Origin of the sequence: Nocardia sp. CA-145437 (genome assembly GCF_050956485.1) — a bacterium.
Classification (GTDB): Bacteria; Actinomycetota; Actinomycetes; order Mycobacteriales; family Mycobacteriaceae; genus Nocardia.
Genome location: NZ_CP191204.1, coordinates 7,079,789 through 7,096,361 on the forward strand (window position 1 = coordinate 7,079,789; position 16,573 = coordinate 7,096,361).

At 68.0% G+C, this 16,573-nt stretch carries 15 protein-coding genes, 1 tRNA gene and 1 pseudogene; 7 read left to right on the forward strand and 10 right to left on the reverse strand.

Annotated elements, in window-relative coordinates:
* Nucleotides 1-134 precede the first annotated feature (134 nt).
* On the forward strand, nt 135-896 hold the full coding sequence (locus ACQPYY_RS32775) for a copper homeostasis protein CutC (protein WP_433592141.1): 762 nt from the start codon (nt 135-137) through the stop codon (nt 894-896).
* Between the two features lie 226 nt (nt 897-1,122).
* Nucleotides 1,123-1,944: a lytic polysaccharide monooxygenase gene (locus ACQPYY_RS32780; RefSeq protein WP_433592142.1), complete on the forward strand. Its 822-nt coding sequence runs from the start codon at nt 1,123-1,125 to the stop codon at nt 1,942-1,944.
* A 584-nt stretch (nt 1,945-2,528) separates the two neighbouring features.
* Here the strand turns inward: ACQPYY_RS32780 and ACQPYY_RS32785 are convergent.
* The 3 genes and pseudogenes from ACQPYY_RS32785 to ACQPYY_RS32795 all read right to left on the reverse strand — a co-directional run.
* Nucleotides 2,529-3,812, reverse strand: a pseudogene (locus ACQPYY_RS32785) (YibE/F family protein); the annotation flags it as partial.
* 430 nt (nt 3,813-4,242) lie between these two features.
* A complete protein-coding gene (locus tag ACQPYY_RS32790) occupies nt 4,243-5,454 on the reverse strand; it encodes a pyridoxal phosphate-dependent aminotransferase (protein WP_357094657.1) in 1,212 nt (403 codons plus the stop codon).
* A 76-nt stretch (nt 5,455-5,530) separates the two neighbouring features.
* A complete protein-coding gene (locus ACQPYY_RS32795; RefSeq protein WP_433592143.1) occupies nt 5,531-6,541 on the reverse strand; it encodes an ABC transporter C-terminal domain-containing protein in 1,011 nt (336 codons plus the stop codon).
* A 604-nt stretch (nt 6,542-7,145) separates the two neighbouring features.
* On the opposite strand from ACQPYY_RS32795, the gene ACQPYY_RS32800 reads away from it, so the two are divergent.
* The gene (locus ACQPYY_RS32800) at nt 7,146-7,595 is read left to right on the forward strand and encodes a hypothetical protein (protein ID WP_379102533.1); all 450 of its coding nucleotides are present in this window, start codon (nt 7,146-7,148) and stop codon (nt 7,593-7,595) included.
* A 136-nt stretch (nt 7,596-7,731) separates the two neighbouring features.
* Here ACQPYY_RS32800 and ACQPYY_RS32805 read toward each other — a convergent pair whose 3' ends face one another.
* The 3 genes from ACQPYY_RS32805 to ctaD all read right to left on the reverse strand — a co-directional run bounded on the left by ACQPYY_RS32805 (nt 7,732) and on the right by ctaD (nt 11,704).
* Complete coding sequence (locus ACQPYY_RS32805) at nt 7,732-9,159, reverse strand: Hsp70 family protein (protein WP_379102535.1); 1,428 nt, start codon at nt 9,157-9,159, stop codon at nt 7,732-7,734.
* Between the two features lie 205 nt (nt 9,160-9,364).
* Nucleotides 9,365-9,937 (reverse strand): dCTP deaminase, encoded by a 573-nt coding sequence (dcd, locus tag ACQPYY_RS32810; protein WP_379102538.1) that lies wholly within the window; start codon nt 9,935-9,937, stop codon nt 9,365-9,367.
* 15 nt (nt 9,938-9,952) lie between these two features.
* Nucleotides 9,953-11,704: an aa3-type cytochrome oxidase subunit I gene (gene ctaD / locus ACQPYY_RS32815; protein WP_379102540.1), complete on the reverse strand. Its 1,752-nt coding sequence runs from the start codon at nt 11,702-11,704 to the stop codon at nt 9,953-9,955.
* A gap of 300 nt (nt 11,705-12,004) precedes the next feature.
* Between ctaD and ACQPYY_RS32820 the strand changes: the two genes are divergently transcribed.
* A tRNA-Gly gene (locus ACQPYY_RS32820) sits at nt 12,005-12,075 on the forward strand.
* A 51-nt stretch (nt 12,076-12,126) separates the two neighbouring features.
* Here the strand turns inward: ACQPYY_RS32820 and ACQPYY_RS32825 are convergent.
* The 4 genes from ACQPYY_RS32825 to ACQPYY_RS32840 form a co-directional block, all read right to left on the reverse strand.
* On the reverse strand, nt 12,127-12,588 hold the full coding sequence (locus ACQPYY_RS32825) for a hypothetical protein (RefSeq protein WP_433592144.1): 462 nt from the start codon (nt 12,586-12,588) through the stop codon (nt 12,127-12,129).
* Between the two features lie 139 nt (nt 12,589-12,727).
* Nucleotides 12,728-13,090, reverse strand: a complete 363-nt coding sequence (locus ACQPYY_RS32830) for a hypothetical protein (protein ID WP_379102544.1) — start codon at nt 13,088-13,090, stop codon at nt 12,728-12,730.
* A gap of 32 nt (nt 13,091-13,122) precedes the next feature.
* Nucleotides 13,123-13,419, reverse strand: coding sequence for a hypothetical protein (locus tag ACQPYY_RS32835; protein ID WP_379102546.1), 297 nt, complete (start codon nt 13,417-13,419; stop codon nt 13,123-13,125).
* Complete coding sequence (locus ACQPYY_RS32840; protein ID WP_433592145.1) at nt 13,406-13,630, reverse strand: hypothetical protein; 225 nt, start codon at nt 13,628-13,630, stop codon at nt 13,406-13,408. The genes ACQPYY_RS32835 and ACQPYY_RS32840 overlap by 14 nt, the downstream gene beginning before the upstream one ends.
* A gap of 98 nt (nt 13,631-13,728) precedes the next feature.
* Between ACQPYY_RS32840 and ACQPYY_RS32845 the strand changes: the two genes are divergently transcribed.
* From ACQPYY_RS32845 to ACQPYY_RS32855, 3 genes are all read left to right on the forward strand, one after another.
* On the forward strand, nt 13,729-14,508 hold the full coding sequence (locus ACQPYY_RS32845) for an alpha/beta fold hydrolase (protein WP_433592146.1): 780 nt from the start codon (nt 13,729-13,731) through the stop codon (nt 14,506-14,508).
* Between the two features lie 9 nt (nt 14,509-14,517).
* Nucleotides 14,518-15,276 (forward strand): crotonase/enoyl-CoA hydratase family protein, encoded by a 759-nt coding sequence (locus ACQPYY_RS32850; protein WP_433592147.1) that lies wholly within the window; start codon nt 14,518-14,520, stop codon nt 15,274-15,276.
* Nucleotides 15,277-15,432: 156 nt separating this feature from the next.
* Nucleotides 15,433-16,539 carry a DUF4185 domain-containing protein gene (locus ACQPYY_RS32855; protein ID WP_379102554.1) on the forward strand — a complete coding sequence of 369 codons (1,107 nt, stop codon included), beginning with the start codon at nt 15,433-15,435 and terminating at the stop codon, nt 16,537-16,539.
* Nucleotides 16,540-16,573: the final 34 nt, after the last annotated feature.

A 16,573-nucleotide genomic window follows, 5' to 3' on the forward strand; every position in this document is an offset into this window, starting at 1 on the left:
AGGGCGGCGCTACCGAATGGGTAGCGCCGCCCTCGTCGTTTCCGGTCACGGTGTGGCCCGGTTCACGAGGCGTTCACCGCCCAGCGGCTAATCTCGGGCAACAAACTTGGCGGGAGTTCGCCATACTGCAAGGTATGACGGATGCGCGGGCGGTGCGGGTCGAGATCGGGGTGGAGTCTCTGGGCGGGGTCCGGATCGCCGAACAGGCGGGGGCGGCGCGCGTGGAGTTGTGTTCGGGCCTCACGGTCGGGGGGCTCACACCGGGTCCCGCGCTCATCGAGGCGGCCGTGGCCGCGGCCGGGCACACCCAGGTGCACGTCCTGATCCGGCCGCGCCCCGGTGATTTCCGCTATACCCCCGACGAGGTGGCGCTCATGCGCGCCGATGTCGAGCGGGTCCGCGCGGCGGGCGCGCACGGCGTGGTGGTCGGCGTGCTCGACGAGGACGGGCACGTGGACCCGGCCGCCAATACCGAACTGCTGGCCGCCGCCGACGAGCTGGAGGTCACCTTCCACCGCGCGTTCGACGTGTGCGCCGATCCCTACGCGGGGTTCGACCAGCTGCTGGAACTGGGTTTCACCCGGCTGCTCACCTCCGGCCGCCAGGAGTCGGTGCTGGACGGCGCGTCCCTGATCGCGCGCATGGTGAGCCTGTCCGACGGCCGCATCGACGTGATGGCCTGCGGCGGCCTGCGCGCCGACAACGCCCGGCGGGTGATCGAGTTGACGGGCACGCGGGATCTGCATGCGGCCGTGCGCATTCCGGTGCCGGGCCGCCCGCAGCCGGATACCGAGGTCACCTTCGCCGAGTTCGGGGTGCCGAGCGGTTTCGACCATTTCGCCACGGACGCCGACGGAGTCGCGGCGCTGTGTGAAGCGGCGAGAACAGCTGTCTGACCGGGCGCGAACTCCACTGCGATTCAACAAGTTTGCTGCGACACCCCTGAAGTTTGCTACACAAAGGGATAATTCGGTCATCTGAGATAGGACGCTTGACCAAAGCGTTGCCGAGTCATATCTTTTTGAGCACGCTCTTGCTACAAAGTGGTCTGGATCACATCACAGATCCGTCACGGGACAGCACGCCGGCCTCCGCTGCCCCACTCTCTCTAGGGGTTTCACGTTGATAGCTAGAAGAAGTCTGTCCCTGTTCGGGGCCGCCGGCATCGCACCGCTGCTCGTCGCTGTCCTGCCCGCCGCCCCGGCGAGCGCCCACGGTTATGTGGCGTCACCGCTCAGTCGCCAGGCCCAGTGCGCGAAAGGTCTAGTGCCCTGCGGCGACATCCAATACGAGCCGCAGAGCGTCGAAGCGCCCAAGGGCTCGGACAAATGCAGCGGCGGCAACTCCCGCTTCCCGGAACTGGATGACGACAGCAAGCCGTGGAAGGTGCAATCCGTCGGCAGCACAGTGACTTTCACCTGGACGTTCACCGCCCTGCACCGCACCCTGAACTGGGAGTACTTCATCGGCGGCACCCGGGTCGCGGTCTTCGACGGCGGCAACACCCCCCCACCCCAGGACGGCGTCAGCCACACCGTGGACCTGAGCAAGTACAGCGGCCGCCAGAAACTGCTGGCGGTCTGGAACATCGGCGACACCGTCAACGCCTTCTACTCCTGCGTCGACCTCCAGATCGGGGGCGGTGGCGGCGGAACACCCACCACCACAAAGCCTCCCGCCACCACGACGCCCCCTGCCACCACCACGACAGCGCCGACCACCACGCACAGTCACCAGCCGCCGCCCAGCACCACCCACAGCCATCAACCCCCAGCCACCACCACGGCGCCGCCGAGCGCGGGCGCGTGGACGGTCGGCGAACACTACGCGGTGGGCGACGTCGTCACGTACAACGGCAAGCGCTACCGCTGCCTGCAGGCGCACACGGTGTACGACCCGGGCTGGACGCCGACCGCCGCGCCCGCCCTCTGGCAGGCGCTCTAGAACCCCCGCGCCGCGAGTGAGGGGTACGGTGACCGCCGAATCCGAACCCGGAGACGACTCGCGGAACGGGAGAGGGGCGTGTTTCCTCGGAAACACGCCCCTCGCACCATCTTTCGCCCCAGCAGCCCGTTCGATCAGGAGTCGGGCCGCGAATGCCGGCCGCCGCGCGGCGGTTCGGGTGGCGGCCCCGGGTTCCGCGCACCCGGCTCCGACCACGGCTCGTCGGGATGGAACCAGGACGACGTGGTGTACCGCGGCTCCTGGGGCGGCGCCCCGCCCTCGAACCACGACTGCTGCGGCGGCGGCGCGGGCTCGACCGGAGTCGGACCCGGTTGCACCACACTGGTTCTCGGTACCGTCGGATCCCCGTCCCCGGACTCGGCAGGGGCCTGGGGCGGTGCCGGCTGCGGCCCGGTGCGCGGGTCGCCGGTATCCGGTCCGAGCCGCACCACGAACTGCGAACCCGAGCGCGGTGCGTTCGGATCGCCGCCGCGCCGCGCCGTGGGCTGTCCGCCGGTGCGCGGGCCGCCCGCCGGTCCACCGGTTCGCCGCGGCGTATTCCGTTGCGGCCCACCACTCCGTGGACGATTGCCGCCCGTGGCCGCGACCGCGCGCGCCGTACCCGGCGGTCGCGCCAGCAGCACCGCGATGGCGGTGGTCAGTGGCACCGACAGCGCCAGCGCGATACCGCCGACCGCGGAGCGCGCGATCTCGATGCCCACCGCGTCGCCGGTCAGCACGTCGCGCATGGACCGCCCCGCCACGCTGAACAGCATCAGCAACGGCAGCGCGCCACCGGCGTAGGCGAGCACCAGGGTGTAGACGGTACTGGCGATATGGTCCCGCCCGACCCGCATGGCCGCGGCGAAAATCCCGCGCCGCGTGGACTTCTCGTCCAGCGCCGCCAGCTCGAAGGCCGCGGACGCCTGGGTGATCGTGACGTCGTTGAGCACACCCAGCGAGCCGATGATGAACCCGGCGAGCAGCAGCCCGGTGATGCTCACATGCTGCAGATAGGTGGCGACATTGGTGTTCTGCTCTTCGGAGAACCCGGTCAGATGGGTGATCTTCAGTGCCGCCCAGGACAATACGGCCGCCAGCACCATCGCCGACAGCGTGCCCAGCAGCGCCGAGCTGGTACGCAGATTCACCCCGTGCGCGAGATACAGCACCGCGTACAGGATCACCGCGCCCGCGACGAGTGCCGTTGGGATGGCGGGTTTTCCGTCCAGCAGCGCGGGCAGCAGGAACACCACCAGGACGCCGAAGGCGACCACGAGTCCGAGCAGCGCCCGCAGTCCGCGCCACCGCGCGACCGCGATGATGACGACGGCGAACACGATGCCGATGATGGTCAGCGGCAGTCCGCGCGCGTAGTCGTCGAACGAGTAGGTGGTGACCAGGCTGGGGTCGGCGTTCTTGTCGGCCTTCGGATCCACTTGGCGCACGATGCGGATCTTGTCGCCGGCGCGCAGATCGGGTTGACCGGGCCCGGGCGCGATCTCGAAGAGCGTCTTCTCACCCCGGCTGGGTCCGGAGTCGATGGTGACGATGCTGCGCTGGCACGAGTAGCCGTTGGCGCGCGGGGCCTGTGGTTCGTCGCTGAAGACCCGGCCGTTCGAGGGGCTGCCGCAGGGTCCGATGTCCTGCTTGATCACGGTGCCGGCCTCGGTCTGCACCGCACCGCCGCCGCCGTTCTGCATGGGCAGGGGGATGTCGATGTGCTGAGCGCTGGGCCAGAGCCAGATCAGCCCGGCCACGACCGCCACGCCGATCAACGCGAGCAGTCCGATCACGACCTTGGCCGCGTTGGCGCCGATCGCGATGGGTCCCGAGTGGTCGTGATGGTGGTGATGGTGATCGCTCACGCGGAGAGCCTAAACGAAAACCATTTTTGACATGCTGAGAGGTCTCGGCATTGTGCCAGGTGAGGCGGTCGCGATCGCGAGAATTTTTTAGGGGGCGGCGGAGAGCAGGGGGATGTCTCCGCCGCCCGGGGTCAGCGGCCCAGGGGGGGTAGGCCGACTAACCAGGGCCGGACGGCCCAGGGGGGGTAGGCGGTCCGGCCGGGCACTCGAAGTGCCGAGGCCCACTGTACACAAAAGACGGTTCTTTGCGCTAGCTAAGTCTCTAAAAACCCAACTTTTTCGTACCAGCGGTTTGTTTTAGCCAGAGTCCCACCTGCGCCACGCCCCGCGAGGGAGGGTGTCCGCTCCTGGACAAAACCGTATAGGCGCAGGTCGAGAGAGCTCACGGGATACCCCATGAACCCTACCGGTAGATATTTCCGCCCGGAAGTTATTGGCGGTAGCTGGACAGGAAGTTGCCGAATCGTTCGATGGCGACCGACAGATCCCGCGCCCACGGCAGCGTCACGATGCGCAGATGGTCGTGATGCGGCCAGTTGAAGCCGGTGCCCTGCACCATCAGGATCTTCTCCTGCAGCAGCAGATCCAGCACCAGCTTCGAATCGTCGTGGATCTCATGGACTTCCGGATCCAGCCGCGGGAACGCGTACAGCGCGCCCTCCGGCTTCACACACGACACACCCGGAATCGTGTTCAGCTTCTGCCAGGCCACATCCCGCTGCTCCAGCAGCCGCCCGCCCGGCAGCACCAGATCGTCGATGCTCTGATGTCCGCCCAGCGCCACCTGAATGGCATGCTGCGCGGGCACATTCGGACACAGGCGGGTGGAGGCCAGCAGGTCGATGCCCTCCAGGAAGCCGCCCGCGTGATCCTTCGGACCGGTGATGACCAGCCAGCCCGAGCGGTAACCCGCGACCCGGTAGGCCTTGGACAGGCCGTTGAAGGTCAGGCACAGCAGATCGGGGGCCAGCGTGGCCAGCGACACGTGCTTGGCGTCGTCGTAGAGGATCTTGTCGTAGATCTCGTCGGCCAGCAGCAGCAGCTGATGCTTGCGGGCCAGGTCCACCACCTGCTGCAGCACCTCGGCGGAGTACACCGCCCCGGTCGGGTTGTTCGGGTTGATCACGACAATCGCCTTGGTCTTGTCGGTGATCTTGGATTCCATGTCGGCGATGTCGGGCTGCCAGCCGTTGGACTCGTCGCACAGGTAGTGCACCGGGGTGCCGCCGGCCAGCGAGGTCATCGCCGTCCACAGCGGGTAGTCCGGCGCGGGGATGAGCACCTCGTCGCCATTGTCGAGCAGCGCCTGCATGACGATGGTGATCAGCTCGGAGACGCCATTGCCCAGGTAGACGTCGTCCACATCGAATTCCGGGAAGCCCGGCACCACCTCGTAGCGGGTGAAGATGGCCCGGCGCGCCGACAGGATGCCCTTCGACTCGCTGTAGCCCTGCGCGTACGGCAGCGCCGCGATCATGTCGCGCATGATCACGTCGGGGGCGTCGAACCCGAACGGCGCGGGATTGCCGATGTTCAGCTTGAGGATGCGATGCCCCTCGGCCTCCAACCGCGCCGCATGCGCGTGTACCGGCCCCCGGATCTCATAGAGAACGTTCTGGAGCTTGGTGGATTGCTCCAGCATGCGCGGGGACCGATGCGAAGGGTGACTCTGAGGGCTCACCCCGTCAATGGTGCCATTAGCCCGCAACCAGCTTTTTTCAGCGCGAGGTATCGGGCGGCAACACGCTGCGGGCGGCGGTGGAGCCGCAGAACTCCTCGATTCTCTCGTCCAGATCCTGTGCCTCGCCCGCGGCGCGGAACTCCGGGCTGGCGAGGCGCCGGCGGAGGACGGACAGGCGTTCCTCGAGTTGGGCGATGCGTTTGTCCTCGTCCAGTTCGAGCACCGGTTCGAGGGCGGCGGCCGCGCCGTCCAGGCTGCCGTTGATCAGGTGCGCGGCGGCGTTGTCGACCCGGGCCAGCGACTCCGCGCCGTAGGAGCGCTTGTCGGTGGGTCCGTTCACATACAGGTCGATGGCGCGGCGGGTGGCGTCCAGCGCGGGTTCGGCCTGGCCCAGATGGATGTAGGTGGCGCCCGCGTAATAGTGGCTCTTGGGCTGGTTGAAGCCGAAGACGCCGCCGACGTCATCGTGCAGGGTGTCGCTGGAATCGCCGTCGCGGGCCTCGTCGGCGGCGCGGATGCAGCGTTCGGTGTCGGCGGCGCTGCCCAGCCGCGACCAGATGCGGGCCTCGATGTTCAGCAGCCGCACCTTCGAGGTCGCGGATTCGGTGTAGCGCTGGCCGCTCTGGGCCAGCAGCACCGCGCGGCGCGGGCGTTCGGAGCGGTACTCGATGAGCGCCTGCATGCCGCGGGTCCAGGCGCGCAGCGGATTGTGCTCGCACAGTTCGGCGTAAGCCCATGCGGCCCTGGCCTGTTCACCGGCCGCGTCGAAATAGCCCAGATCCGTACTGGCATTCGCCAGCAGCCCGGACAATGTTCCCGCCAACAGATACAAATGCGCCGTATCCGACGGCCGCTGATGGCCTTCCAGCAACCGGTACACGCGCCGCCGGACCCGCAACATCTCCACCATCATCGGCACCGGAGGCATGTGCACGTAGTCGTTGGCGATGCGCGTGACATCGGCATCGAGCTGTTCCAGCAGGGTGGCACCCACATTGGTGCCCTCGGCCCGGCCGGCGTGCTCGCTGGCTTCATGGGCAGCCGCCATGATCAAGTCCCTCTCCGAAATCGCCGCTAACGCATCGCCCCTCATCGCACCCGTGTCGACGAGTGCCAGCAGTTCCGCGTCGCTGGAATAACTGGCCTGCGCCGGTATGCCGCTCCACAGCTCGGAACCGCCTTGGCGCACATCGAAACCGGGAACGGCGGGGCCACTCGAGGGCTGGTCGATCAAGGCCGCGAACCGTGCCCGCACCACATCGTCGGACCTGGCAAGGGATGTATCGAGGGCGGCCTGATTGACGGGGCGGGGATGCACCCGATCGCCCCCGGCCTCCCACTTCGAGACCAGTCGCTCGTGCACGCCCAAGTGGGCGGCGAACTCCCGGATACTCATGCGTTTGGCATCACGGAGGGCACGGGCCTCTTTGCCTGACCAGTGCCGTACCACGGTGCCATCCCTTCCGAACGAACTCCGAACTCCAGGGTACGAGCGGAAACTGGCCGCGGCCACAGCCGAAACCTAGCTGGTACCAGGCTTTATACGTAGCCGCAATAGTGGCGGCGGAAAGGCAGTGGAAGGCGAGTGTGCGGGCGTTTTCCCATCCGGCTCCGGCGCGCGACCCTGGTGACCAGGGGAAGGAGGCGGGGAAGTGAACGCGGACAAGCTCAGAACAGTCGACGACTGGGTCTCCTACTACCGGCACGAGTTCGGGCTGCCGGTCATCGAACGCGGCGGATTCGTCATGCTCCCCGTCACCACGCAGGTCGCGGTCGTGCACCTACCGGTCGCCCGAGCCGAAAAGGTCCGCAGCGCACTGCAACAGCGCCGGGCCGACGGCCCCATGCTGGCACGCCAGATTCGCTGGAGCTTTCTGGCCGAACCGGATTCGCGCCCCGGCGCCCAGATCATGGAGGTGCTGGACCGCCTCGACATCGGCATTCCGACGGTCGGCAGCGCGGTCATGCTCCCCACCGGCCTCGGCCGCTGGACCCGCGAGGGCTGCCACTGGGTACGCCCGCCCGCCCGAGACTCCAAACTCCCACCCCTGTCGGCGATCATCACGACAGCTCTGGCGGTGGGAACGGGAAGCGAGGATTGAACGCAGCCTTTCCTCGCACCGGCGCGCCTCGCGCCGGAACCACCGGGTCCGCCCTCTCCTGGCAGTCGACGGGGGCGGACTCGGTGTTGCATGTGCCCCTCCGCCGCGCTCCGGGGCGGGCTGGTCTACCTGTGCGTCAGCGCGCTTGCTGCTGTTGCGCGGGAGCCGGCTGGAAGAGCGGCGGCAGGGTGGGCACGATCACCGGTGGGAGGCCGGGGATGAGCGTGATGGTGTTGGGGCCGACCGTGGTGGTGGGGGCCTCGGTGGTGGTGGTCGTGTTCTGCGGCTGCGGCGGCCCGGCCAGCGCCTCGTTGGTGGCGTCGGTGGTGCTCGGGGCGACGGTGGCCGGTTCGCTCGGGCGGGTGGTGCTGGTCGGCACCGAGCTGGTGACCGCGTCCTGGCGCTGCGAATCGTGGCTCAGCACTTGGGTTCCCCAGCCCAAGGTGATACCGATGGCGGCCACCACGACCAGCGCGCCCACGGCGACACCGGCGAGGCTGACCTCGCGGCGGCGGCCCGGGCCGTCGGCCGGACCCGCAACCAGCGGCCGGGCCGGGGCGGGCTCGGCGGGCCGCGGCGCGACCTCCTCGCGCGGCGCGGCCGGGAACGGCGCGGGGGCCGGGCGTGGCATGACCGGGCGGGCCAGCATGGCGGCGCCGCGGGTCACCACGGTCTCGGGCGCGGCGGGCACGATCACCGGGACACCCAGCCAGCGCCGCAGAACCTTTGCCACCAGCGGAATCTGGGCGCAGCCGCCGAGCAGGGCGACGGCCTGCACGGGCTGCTCGGAGCGCAGGATGACATCGCGGGTCATGCGCGCGGAGGATTCGACGGCCAGCATGATGAGGGCCTCGAAGTTCTCCTGCGACAGCAGGACCAGCCCCTCGGTGGACGGCAGAGCCACCGCGCTGCTGCCGGAGAGCTGTTCCTTGGCCTCGCGGCACAGCTTGTCCAGGGCGGTGAGGCCGGTGTGATCCGGCGGATGGGCGATGCGCCCGGAGGCGATCTGCTGTTCGCGGATGAGCGCGTCCAGGTAGTCGCCGCTGATATCGCTGGTGCGCTCGGTGAAGCAGACCTGGCGGGTGCCGATGTCGACCACCGTCACGGACAGGCCGGACGCACCTAGGTCGTAGAGCGCGACGGTGCCGAAACCCGGCCCAGGGAGGTGGGGCCGTAGCTCGCCGGAGTATTCGAGGAACTCCAGGGCCGCCACCACATCCGGCACCAGCTCGTAGTTGGTGAACTGCCGCCGCGCCAGCTCGGCGCGGATGGCGCGCGCGTGGTTCTCGTCGCGGTAGGCGATGGCGGTGGCGCTGATCCGGGAGTCGGCGGCCAGCACCGCTCCGACCGCGTCGGCGACCAGCTCGTCGACCCGGCGTTCGCCGACCGGCACGGCCTGCACGTCGAACGCGTCGGGGGGACCGTCGAATCCGCTACGGGCCCGGCCGTATCCGGGCGCGGGCGGGGCGGCGAAATTCCTGGTGGGCTCGGCGGATTCACCGGTGTACGGACGTGCGACGCGAACCGCGCCCGCCCCCACCGACACTCCCAGCACCGAACTCATCGCCAGCCCATCTCGTTCACACCTACCTGTCGTCGCCACCTTACGACGTGCCGGGCCATCCGTACACCCGGCGAACCCGCCCAGCGGACGGCGTAATAGCGCCATTCCATGACGGTCAACTGTCCAGGCAGCGGCCGATTTCCGCCGGACGCCCGGCCGAACCGGCTACCCCGTAATACAACTCACGCGCGCCGGGGTCCGTGGCTCACTGCCGGGCGCCGAAGTTCAGGTAGGCCTTCGACGGCGTCGGCCCGCGCTGTCCCTGGTACTTGGAGCCCACGGTGGCGCTGCCGTACGGGTGCTCGGCCGGACTGGTGAGCCGGAACAGGCACAACTGGCCGATCTTCATACCCGGCCACAGCGTGATCGGCAGGTTCGCGACGTTCGACAGCTCCAGGGTGATGTGCCCGCTGAACCCCGGGTCGATGAACCCGGCGGTCGAGTGGGTCAGCAGCCCGAGCCGTCCCAGGCTGGACTTGCCCTCCAGCCGCCCGGCCAGATCGTCGGGCAGCGAGCACACCTCGAGCGTGGAGCCGAGCACGAACTCACCCGGGTGCAGCACGAACGGCTCGCCTTCGGCGGGCTCGACCAGCGAGGTCAGCTCATCCTGCCGCTGCGCCGGGTCGATATGGGTGTAGCGGGTGTTGTTGAACACCCGGAACAAGCTGTCCAGCCGCACATCGATGCTCGACGGCTGCACCAGCTTCTCGTCGAACGGATCGAGCCCGAGACGACCGTTGGCGATTTCCTTGCGGATGTCGCGATCACTAAGCAGCACGCGCAAGAGCGTATGTCAATGATCGGTCGGCGAGTCGACTGGCCCGGCCTCGATGACCTGCTTCGGCTTGCGCAGACCCCAGGTGGCGTGGGCCTCCGCGCGCATGCGCGGCACCATGTGCGGGTAGTGCAGCTCGAAGGCGGGGCGCTCGGAGCGGATTCGGGGCAGCTCGTAGAAGTTGTGCCGGGGCGGCGGGCAGGTGGTGGCCCACTCCAGGGAGTTGCCGTAACCCCACGGGTCGTCCACCGTCGCCAGTTCGCCGTAGCGGTAGGACTTGAAGACGTTCCAGACGAACGTGACCATCGAGAACCCGAGGATGAACGAGCCGACCGTCGAAATGGTGTTGAGCGTGGTGAATCCGTCGCTCGGCAGATAGTCCGCGTAGCGCCGCGGCATGCCCTCGTTCCCCAGCCAGTGCTGCACCAGGAAGGTGGTGTGGAAGCCGAGGAACGTGGTCCAGAAGTGCAGCTTGCCGAGCCGTTCGTCGAGCATCCGCCCCGTCATCTTGGGGAACCAGAAGTAGATGCCCGCGAAGGTGGCGAACACGATGGTTCCGAACAGCACGTAATGGAAGTGCGCCACAACGAAATACGAGTCCGACACATGGAAGTCCAGCGGCGGCGAGGCCAGGATGACGCCGGACAGCCCGCCGAACAGGAACGTCACCAGGAAGCCGACCGAGAACAGCATGGGTGTCTCGAAGGTCAGCTGACCGCGCCACATGGTGCCGATCCAGTTGAAGAACTTCACCCCCGTCGGCACCGCGATCAGGAACGTCATGAACGAGAAGAACGGCAGCAGCACCGATCCCGTCGCGTACATGTGGTGCGCCCACACCGCGATCGACAGCGCGCCGATGGCCAGCGTCGCGTACACCAGGGTGGTGTAGCCGAACAGCGGCTTGCGGCTGAACACCGGGAAGATCTCGGTCACGATCCCGAAGAACGGCAGCGCCACGATATAGACCTCGGGATGCCCGAAGAACCAGAACAGATGCTGATAGAGGATGGCCCCGCCGTTGGCCGAGTCGAAGACGTGCCCGCCCAGGTGCCGATCGAACTCCAGCCCCATCAGCGCGGCGGTCAGAATCGGAAACGCCAGCAGCACAAGCACACTGGTGACCAGGATGTTCCAGGTGAAGATGGGCATCCGCCACATGGTCATGCCCGGGCAGCGCAGGCACACGATCGTGGTGACCATATTGACGCCGCCCAGGATGGTACCGACGCCGGACACCGCCACGCCCATGATCCACAGGTCCGCGCCCATGCCCGGCGCGTGTTCGGCCAGGCTGAGCGGGGTGTAGGCGGTCCAGCCGAAGTCGGCCGCGCCGCCGGGGGTGATGAATCCGGCGGTGGCCATGAGCGCCCCGAACAGGTACAGCCAGTAGCTGAGCGCGTTCAACCGCGGGAACGCCACGTCCGGCGCGCCGATCTGCAGCGGCAGCACCGCGTTGGCGAAGCCGAACACGATCGGGGTCGCGTAGAACAGCAGCATGATGGTGCCGTGCATGGTGAACAGCTGATTGAACTGTTCCGGGGTCAGGAACTGCATGCCCGGCCGGGCCAGCTCCGCCCGCATCAGCAGCGCCATCAGGCCGCCGATCAGGAAGAACGCCATGGCCGTGAACAGATACATGTTCCCGAGCATCTTGGGATCGGTGGTGGTGATGGCCTTCCACAGGTATGAGCCCTGCGGGCTCTTCCGACGTGGAAACGGCCGCACGGGTTCGAGCTCGGGAACCTCACGAGCGGGCACCGCGGTCATACGTCCTCCTCGACCGCCGAGCAGGAGCACCGAACCAGCGCCAGCTAACGTTCAGCGCATCCAAACTTCCAGTGGTGGACGGGTTTTCGACCCTGCGGGTCAGTGTAGGACCGGCCGCGCACGGAACTCGGTGCTTCGGCGAAAGAGCTACGCGATCTTCGGCGCGTCGCGCCGACACGGGTGATGGGCGGGGGCTGGACGCCCACAACACCGCAGCCTCGAAACCCCGGCGGCCCGGGCCCGTGAATTTGCACCGGCGGAGAAGTGGTCTGATAGAGTCGCGTGCGCAAGCAGGACCGTGCCGGTGTGGTGTAGTGGCAACACGCTACCTTCCCAAGGTCGAATTGCGGGTTCGATTCCCGTCACCGGCTCCGACGACAAGCCCCGCCCGATTCGGGCGGGGCTTGTCGCATGTCAGGGCCCTACTTGGTGCATTCGGTGGCGATCCGCTTGCCGGCCTTGCCCGCCTTGAGCAGATCCTCGGTGCCGAGGTTCACCTTGGTGGGGTTGGCGCCGTTGGCGCTCTCGATGATCTTCTGGATGCCGCTGTCCGACAGGCCTTCCTGGATGTAGATCCCGGCCACGCAGTCGGCGGTCTGCTGGTTGAGTTTGCCCTTGTCCTGCAAGGCTTTCGAGATCTCGGCGGCGGTCAGCGCGCCGAGCGCGCCCGGCGTCGCCGCGATCGAGGACGGGAGGGTCACCCCGGAGGGGAGCGTGGGCAGGCCGGACGGGAGGGTGGTGGGCAGGCCGGACCCGCTGGTCGGCGCCACGGACGTCGGCACACCCGCGGGCGTGGGCGTGGGCGTGGCCGCCTGCTGACTGTTGGCGCAGGCGGACAGTAGGGGCAGCGCGAGCAGCGCCACCACGACGACGGATTTCCGCATGATGTGATCCCTCCCGGATGCCGGGTCGATCCCGGTCGATTCAGAAATTGCACACCGGCACCGGAGAGTTAACAAGGGCGGCGCGGAAACCGCAGGCCGCCAAGGCCCCTGGCGGCCGGAGCCGCCGGGGAGACACCCGCTACTGCTGCTTGAGGCAGTCGGTCACGATCTTGTTGGTGGCCGCGCGCGCCTTCTCCGCGTCCTCCTTGCTCATGCCGAGCGACTCCGGATCGGTGGCGGCCGCCGACTTGGCGTCGTTCTTGATCATGATGCGCAGGCCGTCCTGCGAAATACCCTGATCCACATAGACTTTGGCGGCGCAGTCGGCGAGCTTGGTGTCCTTGAGGCCGCCGTCCTGCAACGCCTTGGAGACGTCCGTCTGGCTGACGTCGGCGGGCTTGTCGCCGCCGCCGCAGCCGGCCAGCAGGGGAAGGGCGACAAGCGCGGCAGCCATCAGGCCTGTGCCGCTCAGAGAAAGACGCACCGGTGCCTCGACTCTCATGATTCGATGGGAGAAATACGCCTGGCACCTTCTCACAGATCCATCGCGGCGCGCAGCGCTGTGTCGATTCGCTCGGCCGTCTCGGTGTCCACCTCGGCGACCCGCTCGGCCAGCCAGCCGCGATAGATGCGGCCCAGATTGCCGGCGTGCACCCAGCCGTGGCCGGGAATCGGGACCGCGAGGATGTCCTGCGGATCGGCGGCCTCGACCTCGGCCGCGATCAGCCAGGGCCGCGGCGACTCGTTGATGCCGTCACTGGAGATGAGAACGATGGTGCGGGTGCGGGTGGTGCCGTGCGGGTGGTAGACCCAGAGTTCACCCCTGCGCACGCAGCTCCTTCTCGGCGGCCAGCATTTCCGCCTCGTCGTCGGCGGCGAGGTCGACCGGATCCGATGCCGGGCCGCACCCCAGCCGCACGGCTTCGCGGCGTGCGGCGCGGGAGATCCACGCCGACGGCGACATGCCCGCGCGGGCGGCAGCGTCCTGGGCATATGACCAGGCGGCTTCGTCCAGCGACAGGGTCACTTTCCGGGTTGCCATACCTTTTATCGTACCGCTGGAGGCCCGTTTTCCAGCCTGTTGGCGACGCGTCAACAACTGTAGGGTGACATCAGCGATCGCGGCCTGGGGAGTGACAGATGACCACGTTGAACCATTACCGGACCGGCAGCGGCGAGCCGCTCGTGCTGGTGCACGGCGTCGGCAGCCGCTGGGAGGTGTGGGAGCCGATCATCGGCACGCTGGCCGAATCCTTCGACGTGATCGCCGTGGACCTGCCCGGCTTCGGCGGCAGCGAGCCACTCGCCGACACCACCGTCACCACCCTCGCCGACACGCTCGCCGAATTCCTCAACGCCGAGGGGGTCGAGAATCCACATCTGGCGGGCAATTCGATGGGCGGCGGCATCGTCCTGGACCTGGCCGCGCGGGGCCTGGCCCGCTCGGCCACCGCCTTCTCCCCCATCGGATTCTGGGACACATCCGGCCGAATCTGGTGCCAGCAGGCGCTCGGGCGTGCGAAACAGCTGCTCACCGCGCTGCGCCCGGCCGTGCCCGCCGTGCTCGGCAACACCGTGGGCCGGTCCGCCACGCTCGGCCTGGTGTTCGGCAAGCCCTGGCAGCTCGACACCCGGGTGTCGACGCAAACCGTCGAGGGCCTGCTCGGCGCGGAGGGCTTCGACGCCGCGCTGGCCTCCTTCACCGACTTCCAGCTCCCCGATCCGGCCGCCCTGGCCGATGTCCCGGTCACCATCGCCTGGGGCAATCGTGACATTCTGCTCACGTACGCCACCCAGGCCCGCCGCGCCCGCGCGCTGCTGCCCGGTGCGCGGCACGTCACCCTGCACGGCAGCGGCCACACGCCGTTCTCCGACGATCCGGCCGGCTGTGCGCGACTGCTCCTGGACCAGCTCGGATAAGGAATGACCGTGAGCCACAACGTTTCCCTGACCATCGCCGGCGACCGGGCGTATGTGGCCCTCGACCGGCCGGACAAGCACAACGGCCTGACCATCGACATGCTGAACGAGCTGGTCCGGGTGGCGGGCGTGATCGGGAAGCGATCGGACGTGCGCGCGGTCATCCTGTCCGGCAACGGGCCCAGCTTCAGCTCCGGGCTGGACGTCGCCAAGGCGATGGGCAATCCGCTCGACGTGGTCCGCAACTTCGTCCCGCTGCCGTGGCGCGGCACCAACACCTTCCAGGAGGCGTGCTGGGCATGGCGGCGGCTGCCGCAGCCGGTGATCGCGGTGGTGCACGGTCGTTGCTACGGCGGCGGACTGCAGCTCGCGCTGGCCGCCGACTTCCGGTTCGTCACACCGGATTCGGAGTTCTCGGTGATGGAGGCCAAGCACGGCCTGATCCCCGACATGACCGGCGCGGCCACGTTGTCGCGGCTCATCGGCATCGATCAGGCGCTGCTGCTGACCATGACCGCCGACCTGGTCGACGCCGCCTACGCCGAGCGCATCGGTCTGGTCACCGAGGTGTCCGCGGACCCGCTCGCGGCCGCGGAGCAGCTGGCCGATCGGATCGCGGCGCGCTCCCCGCACGCGGTCGCGGCCGCCAAGAAGATGTTCGACCGCACGTGGCAAACTTCGGTGCGCCGGACTTTGTCCATCGAACGCGCCACCCAGCTGCCCCTTATCGTTCGACAGGCCCTCGGACGTGATAGGAATGGAAAGTAAGCCAATTCACGGCAAACACACTGGTGTGCAGTCACGATCGACTCGCGATCACTGTTAGCATTTTCACACTTTGCCAACGAGTCGAACGCATTGTGCGGTCCGCCACATACCGTTTGGTCCGCGCATTATTCGGCGAGACCCGGAGGACGCACGCAATTGACCAAGACCGCTCCGCTGCTGCTGTCCGCCGTGGCCGGTGCCACGGCCTTGCTCCTGGCGATGACATCACCGGCCGCAGCGAACCCCAACGCCATCAATCCGATTCCCGTGCTCAACGGCACCAACGGTTTGCCACAGCTGCCCGGCCGCACCAAGGCCGTCTTCCAGGTCACCGGCATGGCGAGCCCCAACAACACCCAGGCCTACAACGTGCTCGGCACCGACCTGGGCATCATGTGGGACAACGGCAACGGCGAACTGCTGACCGCCTTCGGTGACACCGCCGGCCTGGGCCTGCCGAACCTGCTGGTCGGCAGCACCTGGGCCTGGCGTTCCAATATCCTGGTCCGCTCGCACACCCAGGACCCGTCCAACGGCATCTACTTCGACTCGGTGGTGCGCGATATCTTCGGCCAGGCCCGCGACCTGATCCCGAGCCCCAAGATCCCCTTCATCGAGATCAGCCGCATTCCCACCGCGGCCATCTCGGTCGGCGGCACCCAGATCATGAGCCTGATGTCGGTGAAGAGCTGGGACGACGTGGGCCAGTGGACCACCAACTACTCCAGCCTCGCGGTCTCCGGCGACAACGGCGAGAACTGGGTCGAACTGCCCGCCACCCGCCGCGCCGACGACGGCGGCAACTCCAACTTCCAGATGAACGCCTTCGTCAAGCGCGGCGGCTTCCTGTACGACTTCGGCACCGACTCCGGGCGCAACCATCCGGCCTACGTGGCCCGCGTCCCGGAGGGCGCCGCCACTGATCTCGGCGCCTACGAGTATTGGGACGGCGGCCGGTGGCAGAAGGACGTCAATGCCGCGCAGCCGGTGGTGGGCGGCGGCGTCTCCGAGATGTCGGTGATGTGGAACGACTACCTCGGGCAATACATCATGCTCACCACCGACCCGTGGAACTCGGTCGTCATGTACACCTCGCCCAGCCCGGAGGGGCCGTGGAGCCCGCCGTCGGTGCTCATCGACACCCGCGAACTCCCGACCGCGTACGCGCCCTACATCTTCCCGTACCAGACCGGGCGCGACCTGTACTTCCTCACCACCGTCCACAGCCAGTACAACGTGCTGCTGATGCACACGACGCTCTAGCGGAACCCCACTCTCGGGACTCTCCCCCGCTCGA

Bases quoted from the DNA above. Each gene is read 5' to 3' on its own strand.
- ACQPYY_RS32775 (WP_433592141.1), top strand. From the start codon at position 135: ATGACGGATGCGCGGGCGGTGCGGGTCGAGATCGGGGTGGAGTCTCTG.
- ACQPYY_RS32790 (WP_357094657.1), bottom strand. From the start codon at position 5,454: ATGCTGGAGCAATCCACCAAGCTCCAGAACGTTCTCTATGAGATCCGG.
- ACQPYY_RS32795 (WP_433592143.1), bottom strand. From the start codon at position 6,541: ATGGCGGCTGCCCATGAAGCCAGCGAGCACGCCGGCCGGGCCGAGGGC.
- ACQPYY_RS32805 (WP_379102535.1), bottom strand. From the start codon at position 9,159: ATGAGTTCGGTGCTGGGAGTGTCGGTGGGGGCGGGCGCGGTTCGCGTC.
- ctaD (WP_379102540.1), bottom strand. From the start codon at position 11,704: ATGACCGCGGTGCCCGCTCGTGAGGTTCCCGAGCTCGAACCCGTGCGG.
- ACQPYY_RS32825 (WP_433592144.1), bottom strand. From the start codon at position 12,588: ATGCGGAAATCCGTCGTCGTGGTGGCGCTGCTCGCGCTGCCCCTACTG.
- ACQPYY_RS32830 (WP_379102544.1), bottom strand. From the start codon at position 13,090: ATGAGAGTCGAGGCACCGGTGCGTCTTTCTCTGAGCGGCACAGGCCTG.
- ACQPYY_RS32840 (WP_433592145.1), bottom strand. From the start codon at position 13,630: ATGGCAACCCGGAAAGTGACCCTGTCGCTGGACGAAGCCGCCTGGTCA.
- ACQPYY_RS32845 (WP_433592146.1), top strand. From the start codon at position 13,729: ATGACCACGTTGAACCATTACCGGACCGGCAGCGGCGAGCCGCTCGTG.